The organism is Streptomyces sp. NPDC052109 (assembly GCF_040680195.1).
Classification (GTDB): Bacteria; Actinomycetota; Actinomycetes; order Streptomycetales; family Streptomycetaceae; genus Streptomyces.
This window is the reverse complement of the sequence record NZ_JBFAWF010000026.1, coordinates 88,716-106,672: the sequence shown is the minus strand read 5'-3', so window position 1 is coordinate 106,672 and position 17,957 is coordinate 88,716. Positions and strand designations below refer to the sequence as shown.

19 protein-coding genes are annotated in these 17,957 nt (G+C 70.5%); 9 read left to right on the top strand and 10 right to left on the bottom strand.

Annotated elements, in window-relative coordinates:
* Positions 1-47: 47 nt before the first annotated feature.
* Positions 48-929, bottom strand: a complete 882-nt coding sequence (locus AB0L59_RS35915; RefSeq protein ID WP_365590886.1) for an N-acetyltransferase — start codon at positions 927-929, stop codon at positions 48-50.
* Positions 930-1,180: 251 nt separating this feature from the next.
* Here AB0L59_RS35915 and AB0L59_RS35910 point away from each other — a divergent pair, with 251 nt between their 5' ends.
* The 3 genes from AB0L59_RS35910 to AB0L59_RS35900 all read left to right on the top strand — a co-directional run bounded on the left by AB0L59_RS35910 (position 1,181) and on the right by AB0L59_RS35900 (position 2,389).
* Complete coding sequence (locus tag AB0L59_RS35910; RefSeq protein WP_365590912.1) at positions 1,181-1,333, top strand: cold shock domain-containing protein; 153 nt, start codon at positions 1,181-1,183, stop codon at positions 1,331-1,333.
* A gap of 112 nt (positions 1,334-1,445) precedes the next feature.
* Entirely contained in the window at positions 1,446-1,742 is a 297-nt protein-coding gene (locus tag AB0L59_RS35905) for a hypothetical protein (protein ID WP_365590884.1), read from the top strand.
* Between the two features lie 140 nt (positions 1,743-1,882).
* Positions 1,883-2,389 (top strand): hypothetical protein, encoded by a 507-nt coding sequence (locus AB0L59_RS35900; RefSeq protein ID WP_365590883.1) that lies wholly within the window; start codon positions 1,883-1,885, stop codon positions 2,387-2,389.
* A gap of 120 nt (positions 2,390-2,509) precedes the next feature.
* Here AB0L59_RS35900 and AB0L59_RS35895 read toward each other — a convergent pair whose 3' ends face one another.
* From AB0L59_RS35895 to AB0L59_RS35885, 3 genes are all read right to left on the bottom strand, one after another.
* Positions 2,510-2,770, bottom strand: coding sequence for a hypothetical protein (locus tag AB0L59_RS35895; protein WP_365590881.1), 261 nt, complete (start codon positions 2,768-2,770; stop codon positions 2,510-2,512).
* A complete protein-coding gene (locus AB0L59_RS35890) occupies positions 2,767-3,072 on the bottom strand; it encodes a DUF6247 family protein (RefSeq protein ID WP_365590910.1) in 306 nt (101 codons plus the stop codon). The genes AB0L59_RS35895 and AB0L59_RS35890 overlap by 4 nt, the downstream gene beginning before the upstream one ends.
* A gap of 77 nt (positions 3,073-3,149) precedes the next feature.
* A complete protein-coding gene (locus tag AB0L59_RS35885; RefSeq protein ID WP_365590879.1) occupies positions 3,150-3,497 on the bottom strand; it encodes a hypothetical protein in 348 nt (115 codons plus the stop codon).
* A 373-nt stretch (positions 3,498-3,870) separates the two neighbouring features.
* Here AB0L59_RS35885 and AB0L59_RS35880 point away from each other — a divergent pair, with 373 nt between their 5' ends.
* Entirely contained in the window at positions 3,871-5,292 is a 1,422-nt protein-coding gene (locus AB0L59_RS35880; protein WP_365590877.1) for a hypothetical protein, read from the top strand.
* Between the two features lie 132 nt (positions 5,293-5,424).
* Here the strand turns inward: AB0L59_RS35880 and AB0L59_RS35875 are convergent, their stop codons facing one another.
* Genes AB0L59_RS35875 through AB0L59_RS35865 form a run of 3 tightly spaced genes read right to left on the bottom strand, consistent with a single transcriptional unit; the run spans position 5,425 to position 8,050 of the window.
* Positions 5,425-5,982 carry an XRE family transcriptional regulator gene (locus tag AB0L59_RS35875; protein ID WP_365590875.1) on the bottom strand — a complete coding sequence of 186 codons (558 nt, stop codon included), beginning with the start codon at positions 5,980-5,982 and terminating at the stop codon, positions 5,425-5,427.
* Between the two features lie 3 nt (positions 5,983-5,985).
* Positions 5,986-6,369, bottom strand: a complete 384-nt coding sequence (locus AB0L59_RS35870) for a hypothetical protein (protein WP_365590873.1) — start codon at positions 6,367-6,369, stop codon at positions 5,986-5,988.
* Between the two features lie 49 nt (positions 6,370-6,418).
* Entirely contained in the window at positions 6,419-8,050 is a 1,632-nt protein-coding gene (locus AB0L59_RS35865; protein WP_365590871.1) for a transcriptional regulator, read from the bottom strand.
* On the opposite strand from AB0L59_RS35865, the gene AB0L59_RS35860 reads away from it, so the two are divergent.
* Both AB0L59_RS35860 and AB0L59_RS35855 read left to right on the top strand, forming a co-directional pair.
* The gene (locus AB0L59_RS35860; RefSeq protein ID WP_365590870.1) at positions 8,037-8,960 is read left to right on the top strand and encodes a hypothetical protein; all 924 of its coding nucleotides are present in this window, start codon (positions 8,037-8,039) and stop codon (positions 8,958-8,960) included. The genes AB0L59_RS35865 and AB0L59_RS35860 overlap by 14 nt on opposite strands.
* Positions 8,961-8,965: 5 nt before the next feature.
* Positions 8,966-9,523 (top strand): XRE family transcriptional regulator, encoded by a 558-nt coding sequence (locus AB0L59_RS35855; protein ID WP_365590868.1) that lies wholly within the window; start codon positions 8,966-8,968, stop codon positions 9,521-9,523.
* A 69-nt stretch (positions 9,524-9,592) separates the two neighbouring features.
* On the opposite strand, the gene AB0L59_RS35850 is transcribed toward AB0L59_RS35855, so the two are convergent.
* Positions 9,593-10,354 (bottom strand): HEAT repeat domain-containing protein, encoded by a 762-nt coding sequence (locus tag AB0L59_RS35850; RefSeq protein WP_365590866.1) that lies wholly within the window; start codon positions 10,352-10,354, stop codon positions 9,593-9,595.
* A gap of 107 nt (positions 10,355-10,461) precedes the next feature.
* On the opposite strand from AB0L59_RS35850, the gene AB0L59_RS35845 reads away from it, so the two are divergent.
* On the top strand, positions 10,462-11,661 hold the full coding sequence (locus tag AB0L59_RS35845) for an SMI1/KNR4 family protein (RefSeq protein ID WP_365590864.1): 1,200 nt from the start codon (positions 10,462-10,464) through the stop codon (positions 11,659-11,661).
* A 139-nt stretch (positions 11,662-11,800) separates the two neighbouring features.
* Positions 11,801-14,776: a Helicase associated domain protein gene (locus AB0L59_RS35840; protein ID WP_365590862.1), complete on the top strand. Its 2,976-nt coding sequence runs from the start codon at positions 11,801-11,803 to the stop codon at positions 14,774-14,776.
* On the opposite strand, the gene AB0L59_RS35835 is transcribed toward AB0L59_RS35840, so the two are convergent.
* Both AB0L59_RS35835 and AB0L59_RS35830 read right to left on the bottom strand, forming a co-directional pair.
* Complete coding sequence (locus AB0L59_RS35835; RefSeq protein ID WP_365590860.1) at positions 14,716-15,423, bottom strand: hypothetical protein; 708 nt, start codon at positions 15,421-15,423, stop codon at positions 14,716-14,718. The two genes, AB0L59_RS35840 and AB0L59_RS35835, sit on opposite strands and share 61 nt — an antisense overlap.
* 10 nt (positions 15,424-15,433) lie before the next feature.
* Positions 15,434-15,724, bottom strand: coding sequence for a hypothetical protein (locus tag AB0L59_RS35830; protein WP_365590859.1), 291 nt, complete (start codon positions 15,722-15,724; stop codon positions 15,434-15,436).
* Positions 15,725-16,515: 791 nt separating this feature from the next.
* Between AB0L59_RS35830 and AB0L59_RS35825 the strand changes: the two genes are divergently transcribed.
* The gene (locus AB0L59_RS35825; RefSeq protein ID WP_365590857.1) at positions 16,516-17,952 is read left to right on the top strand and encodes a DNA-binding protein; all 1,437 of its coding nucleotides are present in this window, start codon (positions 16,516-16,518) and stop codon (positions 17,950-17,952) included.
* Positions 17,953-17,957 lie beyond the last annotated feature (5 nt).

The following is a 17,957-nucleotide window of genomic DNA, read 5'->3' as shown; positions in this document are numbered from 1 at the left end:
TACCACCGGCGGCGTCGCCCTTGCCTGACGCAGAGCGGGCGCCGGGTTCAGACGTAGGTCCTGCGCCACTGGTCGGCCGCGCCGAGAAGGGTCATGCCGGCGGAGGTGTAGGCCTGCATGGCGCCGGTGTTGTGGGTGTCCACGTCGACGCCGACCGTGCGGTGGCCGCGGGCGCGGAGGAGGCTGAATGCGGTGGTGAGGAGTTGGGCGCCGAGGCCGTGGCGGCGGTGGGCGGGGTGGACGCCGAACCAGGCGATCCAGGCGCGGTCGACGGGGTCCCGGGCGATGAGGGCGCCGGCGGGGACGCTGTCGAGTTCGGCGAGGAGCCACAAGTCGGGGTTGTAGCCCTCGCGTCGGCGCTGGGCGTGGTGGAAGGCGTCGAAGTCCGGGTGGGGGTGCTCCGGGTCGTCGGTGAAGGCCTCGTTCAGCACGGAGTGGACGGTGCGGAGGTCGGTCTCGTTCCGGGCCGCGCGCACCGCGGGCGCGGGGTGCTCGGGGAGGCGGATGGCGTCCAGGTCGACGGTGAGGCGGCTGCTGCTGTCCACGACGGTCCAGCCGCGGCTGAGGAGTTGGTCGTGGGGGAAGCAGCCAGGAAGCTGATACAGCGTCACCGGTGTGTCAGGGGTCGGCAGGTCGTGGGCGGCCCAGACGTCGAGGCGGTCCAGGAGCGTCGCGGTGACGGCAGGTGCATCCGGGGACGGGGCGACGACAAACTGGGCACGCAGCTCGCCAGGCTGAGGCGCGGGATGGAGGGCGGCGAAGCCGAGCAGGCCGCCGTCGGGGCCCGACGCGGTCCACGTGCGGGAGGGCAGGTCCAGGCCGGGGGCGGCCAGCATGCTGCGCGCCTCGGCGGGGCCGGACTCGCGGCGACCGACCGTCACCTCCTCGTCCCGGCCGAGCAGTTCGGCGAGGGCGTCGACGTCTGCCACGGAAACGGCTCTCCACTCCATTCCCGCACTGTCGCAGGACGAGGCGATGGGGGCCAGCGGATTTAGGCGGCGCCGCGGCAGTGGGCAACGATGAGGGAGGACCGCCCACGCCTGCTCGTCCTCACAAAAACGGGGAAGTCGCCCGCTGACCGACGATCTCCACCGAAGTCACCCGCCCCTCACCAGCATGAGTACCCCGGAGCCGACGCACACCAGGCCCGTGACCAGCTACTTCACGATGCACACCACTCATTGAGCCGGACGAGGATGGTCCGGACTTGTTTGTCTTCCACAAGGCAATCCAGCACCACCACATCAGGAGCCTGACAGAAGGTCAGAAGGTCGAGTACACCGCTGGCCATGGGCCAAAGGGACCGGAGGCTGAGGAAGTCATTCCCATGTAGAGCAGTACGAGTAACCACACTGCCATCCGCATGGGTCCAACGCCGATGGCAATCGGTCCCACTTCGCTGTCACAGGACACGCGGGCCCGCCGCACGACGCGAAGGGGGCCAGGTGGCGGGCATCGAGCGGGAGCCGGCGAAGGTGCGGATGCCCAAGGCGGCGCTGGACGCCTTCGCCGCAGCGTCGAGCGTGCGCACGGTGGCGATGCGGACGTGGCCCGACGGCATCGAGTGGATGTACCCGGTGGGCACGTGGGACGAAGCGCACCTGGAGGTCGCGCTCATGCCCGGCGGCGAGGAGGTGTGGCTGCGGATGTCCACCGACCGCTCCAGCGTCGCCGTGTGGACCATCGAGCAGTGGTGGGCCTTCTCCGGGGAGCTTCCTGGCGCGACGCCGCCGCCAGCTTGAGACGCGAAGCCCACGGCGGTTCGGTTGGCGCACGGACGGCGGAGGTCGGCGTGGCTCCGGCGGGCCCGGGTCGTTGAGCACCCGGCCGCACCGCAGGTCCAGCGGTGGGCTGACCGCCGTAGCGACGCGAACGAGGACCGATGCCGAAGAAGCCCGCCCACGACCCGACGTACGGCTACGACCCGAAGACCCACACGGTCCGGGTCGATCAGCACGACCTGGTGCGGCTGCTGCTGATGTTCCGCAAGCTGATGCGCGAGCAGAAGCCGGGCTCGTGGGATCACATGCACGACTTCGACTTGTCCTTCGAGCGCCTCGCGGACGCGGTGGATGCCAGCTCGCAGATCCGGTACGGCAAGCGCTGGACGGGGCCTGATCTGCGGATGCGCTGCACCACGACCGAGCTGGTCTACAACTGGGCGAACGGCGCCCCGTACGACGGGGAGGCGACGTTCACCTGGCTGGTGCCTGGCTACGGCTCGCACGCCACCAAGGACGAACGCTTCCGGGGCGTCACGCACAAGGCGCTGTGCGGATTCAGCTGGGCGAAGGTCGACAGGCCGCGCCGGATGGACGGGCTGCCGGACTGCCCGGAGTGCCGGCGCGAGGTGCAGCTCGGTGCCGACCGGCCCCGCGGCGCCTGGTGACAACCGCCTGGCTACGCGTTGCCGCCGGGGTGACTACCGGTGGATACGGCGGTGGATACGATCGGAAACGGCCCGACCCCGGCAGCTGCAATGCCGGGGCCGGGCCGTTGTCACGGGTGGCTACCCGAGCCAGACGATGTTCAGAACCGTCAGGCTGTGCAGGGGCCGGTTGATCCAGTAGGTGACGGAGAGCTGGCCGACGGCCGCGTAGCGGACGTCCTCGCCTTCGTCGTCGTCGGTGTCGAACTGCCCGAAGCCCCACGGGGCTGCGGCGGCCGCGGCGAGGATGTCCCCCACGGTGTCCACCGCGTGCTCGGGCAGGGAGTCGAGGACCTTGGTGGCCGGGGCGGAGACGCGGACCGCGTATGGCGACGGGCTCACCCGCGCCGCCGGCGGAGCTCCGCCAGGTCGATGGAGTCGCTGTCGTCGTAGCCGGAGGCGACGAACGCGTCGACGGCCGGGGCGTGCGCGATGCGCCCCTGCCAGTCCTGGATGACCTCGTAGAGCCCGGCCAGGGAGAACGTGCGCCGGGATTCCTCGAGGGCGGCCGTCCACTCGCGCTCGAACGCCGGCACCCACTTCTCCGCGCGCTTGTCGGCGCGCAGCTGGGCGAGGAGTTCGGCCGGCGCCCCGGGCGCGGGGGCGTACGGCGTGACGGGTGCGTGGTCGGGCTGCGCGCTCATCTGGTCCTCCCGGCGGGTCCTCCCCTCACGGTACGCGCGCCGGGTGGCCGTGGATGCGGGCATGGACAGATCCCCTCCTACTGGGTGCTGGGCCGGATGATGTGGCCAAAGGCGAGGGCGTGCGGCCTGGCGTGGTAACCGAAGGCGTTGAGGATGCTGCCGAGCGCGAGGTGCATCACCGCGCGGGTGGTCTCGTAGCGGACGACCACGTCCTCGCCCTGGCGGCCGACGTCCTGCATGTCGGTCGCCGCCTCACAGAGCCGGTCGTGCATACCCCAGCTGACGGCAACGTGGTCCTCGTAGACGAAGACGAGCAGGCCACCCGCGGGGTCGTCCTCGTGGTCGGGTGCCACCGGGGTGAAGCCTGCGCTCGCCAGGTCGAAGCGCACGCGGGCCGCGAGGGCCTCGAGTTCCGTCAGCGCCACCCCAGCTCCCTCTCCCAGTCGAGGAAGTCGGCGCCTTCCTCCTCCTGGCGCTGGTAGTCGTCGGCGGCCTGGCGGTTCGCCGCGCGTTCGGCCTCGTTCTTCGGGTCCGGGTACGGGTGTGCCGAAGCACGATAGTTGTCACCACCGGCATCCGCTGGCCTGCGGCTTCAGTAGGACAAAGCATGGTGGTTGTCACCGATGCGGCGCGCTACCTGTCGCCAGCGGCAAGCGAAGCAGGGGCGATGTCCCCGCGCTTGGCTTCTGGTGGGCAGGGTGCCGAACGGCGGCCCTTGGCGGTCACGGGCCATATTTGGCGAGCCCTACGCGAACCCCGCCCCTACGATCACCTGGTACGACTGCTGGAGGGGCGGGAATGCTTGAGGACATCGAGGACGGGACAGCGGCAGCGACGCGGCTCGCGGGAGGTACGCCGCTTCACAGCACGCTTGATGTCACCGACCCCGCTGATTGGCTCGCGCTGGACGCAGGAGTGCGTGAGGTGGCCTGGCACCGCCCTGAGTTCCTGCCGTGGTGGGAGCACTCCGCCCCACTGCCCGCCGACCTGACTCAGCTCGGCGAGTCTCGGCTCGCACTCGCCCTCTGTCACCGCGACGGGAGGATCCGTCAGGAGGCGGTGTGTCAGTCGGTCCGATACCCCGGTCTGCTGCCGTTGGTCGTGATCCGCTGCGCCGATTGGGTCGGCCCAGTGCGCGAGCACGCCCGGAAGTTGCTGCGCGAGGCCCTGAACGTGGACTCTGCCCTCGACCTCGCGCCGCTCATCCTCCGCGTCGGCCGCCGCGACAGAGGTGCCTTCGGCGTCGATGTGCTCGGCCAGATCCTGCGCCAGGCATCCCACGGGCAGCTCGCTGTTCTCTTCGCTGACCCCGACCGCATCGTCCGGCGGTTCGCGTACCGGCTTGCCATCGAGGGCCAACTGCTCCATCCCGCTGAACTGGCCCGCGCGGCCGCCGGGGACCAGGACACCGTGGTCCAGGACCTGTGTGCCACAGCGGCGCTCACGGCTCTGGGGGATGAGGATGCCTACGAGGGTGTGCTGCCTCCACTGCTGTCCGCACGCAACCCGCGTACCCGTTCGGCCGGCGTCACCGCGCTGAGACGGGCGGGGCGGTCAGAGCAGGCGGAGCCGTTTCTCAGCGACCGTTCCGCGCTCGTGCGTGCCTGTGCCCGGTATGTCGTACGACAGCAGGGTGTTGACCCGGCGGTCTGGTACCGGGAGCGGTGCACGACACCGGACGACCCCGAGTTGCCGCCCGGTGCGGTCATCGGGCTGGCCGAGTGCGGGAACCGCGCGGACGCCGGGCTGCTGCAGCTGCTGCTCGTGCACCCGGCGGCCGGGGTGCGAGCGCGAGCGGTGGCAGGGCTGCGGGCGCTGGACTGCGCGGATGCGGAGCAGTTGCGGCCGCTCCTCGACGACCCTGCCGCCGGTGTCGTCCGCGAGACCGCCGCCGCCCTGCTGCCCTCGGCCAAGGAACTACCCGCCGACTGGCTTTTGGAGCGCACCAGTACCGATCGGCCGCGGCACGTCCGCGTCGGCGCGTTCCGGCTGCTCGACGCGCGCGGCGGCACCGTGGCGCTACGGGCGGCGGTCGGTCTGTTCCAGGACCCGGATATGAAGCTGCGCACCTGGGCCGCGCAATCAGTGCAGCGCTGGCATCCGTCGCCTGACGGGCGGCGCGGCGACGCAGAGGTGGGTGAACTGCTCGACCAGAGCCGACACCTCTTCAGTGACTACATGCTGCGCCGACGCAAGTGGGAAGCCGGGGTGGACAGCTGAGACTGCACAGCCGTCCAGAACTCGGCTCAGCACTTGCCCCCCGGTGGCCCTGGTGACAGCACGCCTGCCTTGGTGACAACTATCGTGCTTTGGCTCAGTCGTCCAGGTAATGCGCCACAGAATGGCTCCGGATTAGTAGTCGAGGTCCAGGTAGTCGATGTCGTTGATTTCCACGTCGGACAGTCCCATAGCGCGACCGCCGCCGTCCTGGAAATAGATCTCCTTGAAACCTTCGGCGATGATTCCGCGCATCTGCTGGTCGCTTGCCCCCGCCTCACGGGCGTCGAAGAGGCGCTGCGCATACTCCGGGGGAAGGTGCACGGTGAGTCGCCGAAACCGTCCGTCGTCGGTCGTTCCAACCGGCGCGGTGTAGCCGAACCGGGCCCGGGTTTCCACCGTGATCCCGCCCGTGGTGGCGGCCTGGCGCTGCCGGCGCTTGCGCACCAGCGGCTGCCACCGCTTCCGTACGGCGTCGTCGATCTTCGCGGCGACGTCGGCACGGGCATGCTTGCGGGCGCCGCGTCGGTAGCGGTTGACGGAGTCGGCGGTGACGCCGATTTCCTGGGCGACGGCCTTCGCGCTGCCGAGCTGCCGGATCAGGTAGCCGATCTGGCCCTTGAGAGTCTTGGGCGGCTCCTTGGTGAACGCCTCGCGGTCGGCACGCTCGATCGCGTCCTCGATCTCGTTCACGGCTTACCTCCCGTCGTAATCGGCATCACGGTGAAACCGGTCGTGAACGAGCCGGGCGTCTTTGGCCGCGTCGAGGTTCACGGCCAAGCGCTCGGCAACACCGTCGCTCTCGGGCTCGAGGTAGCCCAGCGTGCGCAGTTCTGCGACGGCCTTGCGGAACGCCTCTCGGCCTTCGGCGGCCAGCCGCTCCTCGCGGGTCAGCGAAGACAGTTGGTGCATCAAGGGCCGGTCGTCGTCGGTATATCCGGTGGCGAGTTCGGCCAGGACACCGCGGGCGCGCCAGGTCAGGCGCATGTCGCGCATCGCCCGGGCAAACAGGATCGGGTCGTGGCCCGGCGGGCGGGTAGGCAGTGCCCATCGAGGGCGGATGCTGTTGGTGGAGGTCATCGGTGCGGTCCTTCGCGTGGAGGTCGGGTGAGGCAGGCGAGGTGGGAAGTTACTCGCCGTCCTCGAGGACGGCGTCGCCGCCCTTGATGTGGCGGGCCGGGTTCAGGCCCTTCTCCATCAGCTCCACCGCCCACAGCATCGGCTGGACGCCCTCCAGCTTCGCCAGGCCTGGCGTCGGCCCGAGACGGAAGCCGCCCGGCTGCGGCTTGCCGGACGCCGCGTAGGGGAGGAAGTCCAGCGGGCTCGCGCCCGGCGAGGGGTAGACGACGCAGTCGGAGAGCACGGCGAGCGGGAACAGCCCGGTCATCTTCGCCATGTTGTTGAGCTTGCGGTGCATGTTGACCCGGGCCTTGCTGATGACGGCGGCGCGGATGTCGGGGCGCCAGGTCGGCCGCTGAAGGGCCGGCCACCGCTCGCCCTCCTTGTAGTGCTTGCCCTGCGGGCGCTCGCGGAGCTTGCCGACGCCGCCCTTCACCGTGGCCTTGATGGCCGCGAGGACGGCGGCCAGGGCCGGGTCGACCTGCTTGTGCTGCTCCATCGCCGCCAGGAACCGCCGGTCGTCCAGGTCCTTGGTGACGCCGAGGTCGGCGAGGGTGTCGACGTAGGCGTTCTTGAGCCGGTCGTGCCACGGGTCCAGGTACGCGCCGGTCTCGCGGCGCAGGTACGCCTCGATCGGGTGCACGTCGTAGCCGAGCTCCTGGGCGTAGGCGACGGTGTGCGTCTGGTACCAGGCCGGGCCCGTCGGACGGGAGCCGTCCGGTGTGAACGGCGAGGGCAGGCGCGGGTCCAGCCCGATGTGGGACAGGTCGACCAGCCAGGAGCCGGGGATCTTCGGGTTGAACTTCGGGGCGTGGAAGTGGTCGGGAGCGCTGAGGCCAACGACCAGGCGGGCCGCGGCGGCGAGGAATGCGGTGTTGAGGTCCAGGCCGACCGCGAAGGGCATCATGCACTCCTCATCGCTGAGGGAGTCCACCGACCGCACCCACTGGTACGCCTCCTCATTGAGGAACCCGCCCGTCCAGCCGGACTGAACGACGACCGGGTGCTCCGGGGTGGCCTCCGGCGGCGCCGGGTCCATCGGCTCCGTCCCCAGCGAGCCCGGGTTGTGGCCCGAGATCCAGTTACCGGTCTCCTCATCGCGCTCCGGCTTCGTCGGCGGGCGCAGCGCCGTCATCAGCTCCAGGCCCGAGACGGCCGTGGATCCGCGCGGCGTGATGACCCGCTGGGCGTACACCCCGAGGACGCGGGCGATGTCGGCCGGCTCCATCTCGGCAACGCCGGGCCAGGACCGCTCATCGAGGGCGTCCCACGACAGGACCGCCAGCTGCACGCACTGCCGCTCGCGTCCCTGCGCCTTGCGGTAGATCCGCGCCCACGGGCCGAAACCGCGCTGCGTGAGCTGCCACTTCGCCTTCGCCACCTGCTTGACGACCGGGTGGTCCTCCGGCAGACGCAGGGAGCGGCGCTGCTCGTGGCCCTCCAAGCGCTCGGGCAGCCCGAGCTTCACGGCAGCCGCGGCGGTCAGCACGATCAGCGGGTCGGAGTCCTTGCCGTAGCGGTTGAGCTTCGGCGCACCGAGACCGGACTCGCGCAGCGTCCACTCCACCAGCTCCGGGATCGTGGTCGCCGGGCAGTCCAGCACGATCCCGTCGACGCCGGTGCGGCCGGTGGACCTGCTCACCGATGAGGAGTGCACCCTGCCCTTCGCCGTCGGCCTGGACCTCAACACCGCCTTCCTCGCCGCAGCGGCCCGCCTGGTCGTCGGCCTGTCCGCCCCCGACCACTTCGTGGGCCCGAAGTTCAACCCGAAGATCCCCGGCTCCTGGCTGGTCGACCTCTCCCACGTCGAGCTGGACCCGCGTCTGCCCTCGCCCTTCACTCCGGACGGCACCCGGCCGACGGAACCTGCCTGGTATCAGACACACACCGTCGCCTACGCCCAGGAGCTCGGCTACAACGTGGCTCCCCTGGAGGGGTACCTGCGCCGCGAGACCGGCGCGTACCTGGACCCGTGGCACGACCGCCTCAAGGCCGCCTACGTGGACACCCTCGCCGACCTCGGCGTCACCAAGGACCTGACCGACGCGGAGTTCCTGGCGGCGATGGAGCGGCACAAGGAGGTCGACCCGGCGATGGCGGCCGTCCTGGCTGCCATCAAGGCCACGGTGAAGGGCGGCATCGGCAAGCTGCGCGAGCGCCCGCAGGGCAAGCACTACAAGGAGGGCGAGCGGTGGCCGGCCCTTCAGCGGCCGACCTGGCGCCCCGACATCCGCGCCGCCGTCATCTCCAAAGCGCGGGTCAACATGCACCGCAAACTGCGCAACATGGCCACGATGACGGGCCTGTACCCGCTCGCCGTGCTGTCCGACTGCGTCGTCTACCCCTCACCGGGCGCGAGCCCGTTGGACTTCCTCCCCTACACGGCGTCCGGCAAGCCGCAACCCGGCGGATTCCGCCTCGGACCCACCCCGGGCCTGGCGAAGCTGGAGGGCGTCCAGTCGATGCTGTGGGCCGTCGACCTCATGGAACAGGGCTACAACCCGGCCCGCCACATCAAAGGCGGCGACGCCGTCCTGGACGAAGGCGAGTAGGCGCTGTGGGAGAGATCGACGACGCCATCGAACGCGCCGACCGGGAGGGCTTCACCCGCCAGCCGCCCAAGACACTCCAGGCACGCATCAACTTCCTGATCAAGCAGCTCAGGACGACCAAAGCCGTTGCCCAGGAGATCGGGGTCAGCCAGCGGTCGGTGGAGCGCTACCGCAAGGGCGAACGCAAGCACCCGCCCCAGGCCATCGCCGAACGGATCGACGCGGCCGTACGGGCGCGCTGGCAGCCCCAGGTACGCAGACGCCGCCGGAAACAGGCCGCCACCGCCACGGGCATCACGGTGGAGACCAGGGCCAGGTTCGGCTACACCGCACCCATCGGCACCACCGACGACGGACGCTTCCGCCGCCTCACCGTCCACCTCCCACCGGCCTACGCACAACGCCTGTTCAACGCCCGTGACACTGGAGCCAGCGACCAGCAGATGTGCCAGATCATCGCCGAAGGACTCAAAGACATCTACTTCCAAGACAGCGGAAACCGCGCCCTGGGACTCTCCGACGTCACCCTCAACGACATCGACTACCTCGACCTCGACTACTGACCCCGACAACGACCGGGAGCCCGGCATCTGGTCGTGTGGTCGGGTAGCCGGAGACCATTGTTTCTCCGGCTACCCGACCACACGGGCCTCCTGGGGACTGTCAACGCGGAGATCTGTCGCGTCGATCCAGGAGATCGTCACCACCCGGTCCGGCGCCACGTCCACCGCCTCCGCCGCCAGCAGCGCCCAGTCGCGGCAGGAGGCGACGGTCTCGGGCCAGGGGCGGTCGCGGTCGACATCCCAGTCGATGCCCGGCCCGCCGACGCCGCTGCGCCCGCCGTCTGGCGTGAGCTCCCAGATCTGGAAGTAGAGCACCGCCTGCCCGTGGTCGGCGAGGTCCCGGATCACCTCCGGCAGGTGTTCCACCGGCCACAGACCGTCCAGTGCGCCGCCCGAGCCGCGCAGCGCGGCAGACCGCGGCGGCAGGACGGTCTCGCGGGCGCCCAGTTCGTTGAGCGCCCAGCGCAGCCCCTCGCCCTCGCTGTCGTCGGGTGCCTCCCCGCGCCGCAGGAGCGCGTTGTACGCCTGCCGCAGGCGTGGCACGGCGCGCCGGACGCCCAGTTCGGCCAGGGCTTCGGCGGCCCACTGCCGGACGGTCGCGCTCTCGCTGCTCAGCATGCCGATCAAGATGTCGGCGGGGCGCGGGTCGGCCAGCGCGGTGAACACCTCGATGGCGCACAGCTGCCCGAACGGGTTCAGCGCCGGGGCCGCCGCAATCAGCGGCTCCAGCACCTGCGGCCCCAGGGCGATCAGCGTGTGCTGCGCTTCTTCGGCCACCTCGGTCGACTCCGCGTCCAGTTCAGCCACCCTGCGGGCGATCTCGTCCTCCATGCGCGCCAGTCTGACCCGTGCGGCACACCCGCCACCGCCCGTTTCCGCCCGGACGGCAGAGACGGAAGAATCTGCCGAGTACGTGGCGCACGCTGGAAGGACGTCAATTGACATCGGACATAGGCACGTTCACCACCCCCTCCGCGGAGCGCGCGCCCTCGCCCATTCCCGTCGACTGGGCGGCCGTCGAGGACTGGCTCGGACTGCGGCTGCCGGCCGACTACAAGCGGCTCGCCGACCGGTACGGCCCGCTGGACTTCGGTGAGTACGTGTGGATCCACGTACCGTGCGTCCAGCGGGACCGCTTCGACTACGGCGAGTGGCTGCGTGCGACGCACCGGGAGGCGCGGATCGAGGCGCGGGAGCTGCCCGATGCCGAGCGGCCCGTGCTCCACCCCGAGCCCGGCGGCCTGTTGGCCTGGGGCTGCACGCGGGGCAGCGACGTACTGTTCTGGGACACGTCGGTTTCCGACGACCCCGACGCGTGGACCGTGGTGGTGCGGCACTCGGGGGCGGTGCCGGGCAGTGGCCTGCTCCGCCGGCACCGGTACGGCCTGACGCTCACCGGCTATCTGCGGCACACCGTCCGCGACACCTGGGAGCTCCCTTCTCCTCCCGGCCCGCTACTGGGCCCTCTGCCGGGCACCGTCGCACGGACGGCCTTCCTTCCCGACGCCGAGCCGTGGACCCCGCCCCCGCCGGTCCCGCCCCGGCTCACCGAGGCCGAGCGCCGGGTCGCGCTGGAGACCGGCACCGGGCTGGACGCGCTGCGGCTGCTGTCGCCGCCGCCCGAGCGGCCGTACCTCGGCGAGGGCTCCTGGGAGGGGCTGTTCGCCGAGCTGGGCACAAGGCTGCCCGGGGAATACGTGCGGCTGATGGACGAGTACGGCGCCGGCATCTGGAGCGGGTGGCTGCGTTTCCACACCCCGCTGCGGACTGGTGAGCGGCGTTTCCTCACGCATGTCGAGGACACCGTGGACGCCTACCGACAGCTCAAGAACGGCCACGCGGAGTGGTACCCGCTGGCCATCTGGCCCGAGCCCGGCGGCTTTGTCCCGTTCGCCAACTCCATCGACGGCGACTCCCTCGGCTGGCTCACCGAGGGCGAGGATCCCGACACCTGGCCGCTGATCGTCTGGCCCCGCCACGCGGACCAGGGCCCGCCGCTGAAGGGCGGCCTGATCGACACCCTCCTGGACTGGCAGCGCGGCAAGCTGGTCACGCCTGGGTTCGCCGCCCTTGACGAGGACGATGACCCCGTCGAGTACGCGGACTTCCGGTCCTGGGACGACCGCGCCTACTGGTGAGTCCTCGGTCGGCGACAAAGCTGTGCGTCAACGATCAGGTTGCCCTGAGCCTGGCCGAGATTACTCAACTCGCCGAGTCGGACGCTCAGTCACAGCTCGTTGAGCCGAAGCACGATCGTTGTCACAAGCCACGGGATGGGTGGGGAAGCTGTTGCTGGCTGCGAGTGCGTTTCGGGTGGCTCCCCTGCAGGGTGAGATGACGCTGTCGTTCCTGGGGCGGATCGCGGACAGGTACGGCCTGACGGTGCGGAATCTGCTGTCGTCGGTTACCGAAGTAGCTGGCCAGCAGGGCGTCGCCGGGGCCCTACGGGACGACAGTGAGGTGTTCTTGAACGCCGCGGCCCGGGACCGGGTCGCGGCGCTGTGTCGTGTACCGCAGGTGGGCTTACGCCGTGCGTTGCCGGCCTGGACGCGGGAGGAGCCGCTGGGCCCCTCGAAGGAGAGGCCGGCGGCGCGGCTCGGCAACGGGGTGGAGACGGTTGCTGCCTGGGGTCCGGCGTGCCCGGGCTGTGTGGCTGCGCGGACCGGTCGCGTGGCACCAGCCCGGGTGTACCTGGCGGCGCACGAGCGAGTCTGCCCACGCCACCGGTGCTGGCTGATGGGCGTGCCTGGCAGCGGAGGCCGTGTCGTCGGGCTGGCCGGATGCCCGGAGGTGGTCCAGGCGCAGGAGGATCACCGCAGGCTGCTGCACCGCTCCCCCGTCGCTGCTTCGGCGTTCGAGGTTGCTGAGGCGGTCACAGCCTGGTGGTGGACGCAGAAGTGGCCGGAAGAAACTACGTGGCCGGCGAGGCTGTGTACGACAGTTCCCGAGGGCGAGGAGCCCGGGCGGTGGCGGGTCCTGGCCCGCGGCTTGGTCACCTATCCGGAGACGGTGGCCGTTGCCGGGATGTTGGCAGACCAGACGATAAGGCGCCGTACCCAGGTGCGCGGCCACCTCCCTTTCTGCCTGGGGGACCTCCCCGAGCTCATCAGTGAGCTGGCGCGCTGTCTGCTGCGGCCTTGGCTCACTGATCACCTGACATCGTGCATGGACGGACCGCTGTTCGCCTGGGCGCACCAGTGCAGCAAGGCGGCGGAAGTTCCGGATGGCGACGGGCAGCGGTTGCTGTGGAAGGTCCATCCCGCGCACCGGCCTCGTCCCTTGGCTGACGAACTCGCCCAGTACCTCCAGGAGGCCGGCGGTGAAGCCGCAGAGGCGCTACCCCTCAAACGGCGGCGCGGGCACAGCCGACAGGCCGACGAGGCCTTCGAAGCGGGCCTGACCCGCGCCCGGGCCTACGCGGCCGCGCGGGGGCATCTGGCCACACGGGCGGACACCCTCCAGGACGGTTTTCCTCTGGGAGCATGGATGACCAACCAGCGCATGCTCCGCCTCGGGATGCCTGCCTGGCGCAGCGCCGCGCTGCGGGCACTGGACCCGTACTGGGACACGCCGTGGCCGACCCTGTGGCAGCGCACCTACCACCAGGCCAGGTGCCACGTCGCGGAACAGGGCCCGTTGGATGCGCGGGAAGGATTTCCCAGTACTGGCCTCAGTCTGGGCGAGTGGCTGTTCTTGCAGTGCACCCGGTATCCGGATCTGCATCCTGAGCAGCAACGGCTCCTTGCACGGCTGGGCGTCGATGCCGCGGCGGCTCGGGAGGCCCGGCCCCGGCGTCGCAGTCAGCGCGCTGGGGAGCAGGAGGCGCTCGCCCATGCCCGGACCTGGGCTGCGGAGCACGGAAGCCTGGCGGGAGTCAGTGTCAGCACGGTGCATGAGAATTACCCACTGGGCAGGTGGCTTTCCGACAGGCGCGGCCAGATGGGGCGGGGAGTGCTGTCGCCAGGCCGTGCCGAGGCTTTGACACGGATCGACCCGTGGTGGCGGCCGCCCTGGCACTTGCGCTGGCAGCGTTCCTACGAGCACGCATGCCAGCAGCTCCAGCAGGTGGGGGGCGGGGAGTTGAGTGCGGGCTTTCCGCTCATGGACAAGCCGGCGCAGGAGTGGCTGCGCATCCAGCAGCGCCGCTACCATCTGCTCCTGCCGGGCCAGCACGATCTCCTCGCCAGGCTCGGTCTGAAGCCTGAGACGGCCATCGCCGAGGCACCGGCCGCCACGGCCAGCGCGTCTGCTACGCCCGTGCGGGTTCGGGGTGGCCCACACGGTGACGAGGAAGGTGCGGAAGCGGTGGGAGGCCTTCCTGTAGCCGCACAGCACAGGCCGCTGGGAGTTCCCCGGCTCGGACAGCGCCCCGACCACCGCGCCCGGTTCGACAGCGCGCTGGTACACGCCCGGGCCTGGGCCGACGTCCACGGGCACCTGGCCGTTCCACGCGATACACGGCAGAGCGGATTCGCGCTCGGAATGTGGCTGTTCAGCCAGCGCAACCGCGCCAAGCAGCGCGCCCGGAAAGGCAAGCCCGCCTCGCCGCACCTCGGACAACTGGCCGCGATCGATCCGTGGTGGAACCCGCCGTGGGACCTGCACTGGCAGCGCAACTACTACCGCGCCCGCGACTGCATGCGTGCCGGCCGCGGAACCGACACGGTGGGCGGTCTTCCCGTCGGGAAGGACGCCCTGGGTATCTGGGTCAAGCGCCAGTGCACCCTCTACACCAGCCTTCACCCCGACCAGCAGCACCTCCTCGCCGCTATCGGCATCACCCTCGAAGCCGCCAGGGCGCGGGTCGGCCCGCGTGACTCCCACCGACTGACCACCACACCGCGCTTCGACACCGACGTCGCCTACGCCCGCTCCTACGCAGCCCAGCACAGGCACCTCGCCCCACACGCCAGCGAGGAACACGAGGGGTTCCCCATCGGGCGGTGGCTGGCCGAACACCGCCAACGCGCCCGCAAGAAGAGTGGAATGTCGCCTCAAGCCCGGGTCCTGGCCAGCCTGGACCCGTGGTGGAACCCGCCCTGGCCGATGCGGTGGCAGTACTCCTACCACCACGCCCGCACTCATCCGGACACCGCACGGGCCGAGAAGTGGATCACCGCCCAGCGTCAGGGCTGGTCCCTCCTCCACCCCACTCAGCAGCAACTCCTGGCCGACATCGGTATTCGGGGGCTCTATGCGGCCTGTTTATCCTGGGAGGGCGATGGCGGGGCCTGGGCGGCAGATTCGGTCTGAGCTTGCCGGACCATCTGCTCATGGGCTCGGACCCAGCTGTCCAGGCTCCTTGAGCGTGACGGGACGTCCCGCAGGATGCGGACAGCCGAGGCAAGCCACGGCTGAAGATCCACTGCCCTGACGACGTAGCAGGCCTTCAGGAAAGCGATGGCCTGCTGCGGGTCGACCGGCAGCACGTCTCCCTCGATGATGCGACGCGCCGTGGTCCGGGGCAGGATGCCGGGGCCGGACATGCGCTCCATCTCACCGGGCGTTGGGTAGCCGGCCCACACATGCTGGTGCCGCAAGGCGCGCACGAAGTCTGCCGGACTGGACAGCAGCGTGGGATCGGGTGCCCGGCGGACGTAGAAGGGAGCCCGTGTGGCCCGGCGGGCTTTGATCCAAAGCTGGCGGGCACGGTCCATGAAGAGCTCGGGGTGGAAGTCGCCCTCGCCGGCGGTCGCGAGGATGAACTCCTGGATAGTCTCCCAGGACGGCACAACAGCACCGGAAGCAGCGCGTTCGAATGTCGCGGCGGACACCACTGTGCTGCGCGCGGCCATCTGCTTGTAGGTCATCTGGGCGTGGTGCCGGCGGGCGCGCAGGAAGTCGGCGAGTTTCTCTTTCTCCGGCACGGTGCGGTCGACGGGGTTCTCACGGCGTCCCATGGTCCTCGCCTCAGTTCCCGGCGCTGAAGTAGGCGCGCACGAGACGGCCGAGACGGCCCGCGCCTCGACCCGGTGCGACGGCCAGGACGACGATCGCCGCGCCGATGCCGCCTGCTCCCGCAAGGAGCTGCAGGACGTCCTGGACGTTGTGCGGGCGAGGAGCGAGAAAGGCCGCGGTGACGATGAACGCAATGATCACGCATGCGTGCGGCATCCCGAATCGGCCGCAGATCACGGTGTGGTCGGACGATACCGACTCGGCGGTGGCGGAATTCGGCGCGGCAGAGGGCTTGCTGCCCATCAAATTTCTCCTGACTACCGTCCGGCGACCTGCCGATCGCCGGACGGTGCTATCTGGCTCCAACCTGTGGCCCAGGCGTGCGTTCAAGCGGGAGTTGGCGCTCCCAGCGCACGAACGGGCTGCTACTGCGGCACAGTTTCCCAGCCCCTATGGCACTCCTGAGGGGGCGTCAAGCATTTGCCTCACCGGTGCGCCAATGTGCACTTCTTCCTGAAGGGGGTGCCGTCCACCACCATGTCGGCCCCCTCGGGGCGGCCCCGGAGGGCCTGAGCGGATGAAAACAGTGCAGGTCACAGCGTTGCGCTCGGTCCTACCACGGCTGACTGACAGTCGTGAGTACACCGAAAATCCGGGCAAAGACGCAGGTCAGGGAGGGTGAAGCTACGGTCCGTGACCGTGTACCGGGTACGTTTCAATCAGCCCCTTCACCCGATTGGGGGAAATCGACGGTAGGGCATTGACCTGTGTTGATTCAGTTTCGTGCCTTCTGGCTTCGACAGTCTCCCTGCCTAGGGAGGCAGACTTCTCATCACAGGCACCCGTGAAACGGCCCGCCTGCCCTGATTGCTACTGGCTCCAACCACCGCAGCAGGGAGGGCAGGTGTTGGCGCACCAGCCCCGGGTGAAGCCGATCCCCACGCCACGTCGGCCGGGGCATCGGCTTCACCCGTATCTGAATCAGCCCCCGCCCGGTCTCCGGCACACACCCGGCCGCCGTGCCCGCCCAGACCGGCGCGGTGGCCGCAGACAGCCGGATCCGCCAGGACCAGAGAGGGAGGAATGCAGCCGCAATGGCTGACGCCGACGGGATGGTCCAGGGCGGCAGTCTCTCTCCTGGGATCTTCCGTGTCGCGCCCTTCGCCGGAGAGACGACGGCGTCGCTGATCTGCCGCATCGCAAGCCGCTACGGGATGGAAGCGAAGGTGTTGCGATCGTGCTGGCAGTGGCGCAACTACCCGCCGGGGCACGACGGCGGGGGCGCGCGGGCCGACGCCGAGGTGCTGCTGAACGCGGCCGGACGGCAGCTCCTGGCGGGCCTGTGCGGCGTCGAGGAGGACGTCCTGGCCCGGGGATTGCCGTCCTGGGGACAGGAGGACGCCAAGCTGTCGGCCGGAAGGAACGGGGTGCCGGCGGCGGCGTGGCGGACCGGGGGCGCGGTCGCCGGGCCGGTGGCGTTCGGCTGCCGCCTGTGCGCGGCCCGGCGTACGGGGACGGTCGTGCGGGTGGTGCGGTACGCGCCGCGCTGGCAGCGGGTGTGTGTCCGGCACGGGCGGTGGCTGCTGGACGCGGACGCCGACCAGCCCTTGGAGCATCTGGACGTACGGGATCTGCCGGAGGTGGCCCCGGCGCAGCGACGGTGGGCCAGGGTGGCGCAGCGGGCGGTACGGGCCGGAGTAGAACCGGAGAGGGTGTTCGCTCTGGCTCATGCGGTGGTCGCCCGGTGGTGGGAACAGGCCCTGCACTGGGAGCGGGAGACGGTCTGGCCGCAGCGGCTGCACCAGGTCGCGGGCGGCAACGCCGGAACAGAGCTGGAGCGGTGGCGGATCGTGGGCCGGGACGCCGTCGTCTTCCCCGAAGTGGTGGCCGTCGCCGACGCACTGCTGGACCCGGTCATGGCCGAGCTGGTGTGGAGGGACAGCGGTGCCGGGCGGCCGCGGCCGCTGCCCGCCGACGGGTTGTTCTGCCGCCGGCTGGGCGAGCGGGTCGGGCGGGGGTGGCTGGGGCCGCTGGCCGCCACCGACTACGGCGGCCCGCTGACCTCGTGGATGGGCGCGGTCATCCGGATCCGCCGCGGCGGTGGGGACCCGCCCGGCTACGGCAACGATCCGTGGTGGCTGAGGCAGGAGCACCAGCCCGTCACCATGGCCGGACAGCTGCGCCTCCTGTCCAAGGAACGCAGCGCGCCCGGCTCGGGCACCACGTGGCGCTCTGCGGTGCCGGCCGAGCAGCGGGCGCTGATCACCAGCCTGGTCAACGACGCCGAAGAGCAGCTGACCCAGCTGCGCGGCGCCCAGTACGGCAAGACCGCCGACGCCGCGCAGCAGTTGCTGGGCAACCTCGGCCATGCCGCCACACTGATCGAGCAGGCCGTACGGGAGACCGCAGCAGGAGCCCTCACGGCCGGGATGGCACTGGAGGATCTGGCACGCTGGGCCCGTCTGCCGGCCGATGTCCTCGCCGAAGCACTCGCCGACCATCACAACGAGCAGCAGGCAAAAGGGCGGTGAGCACG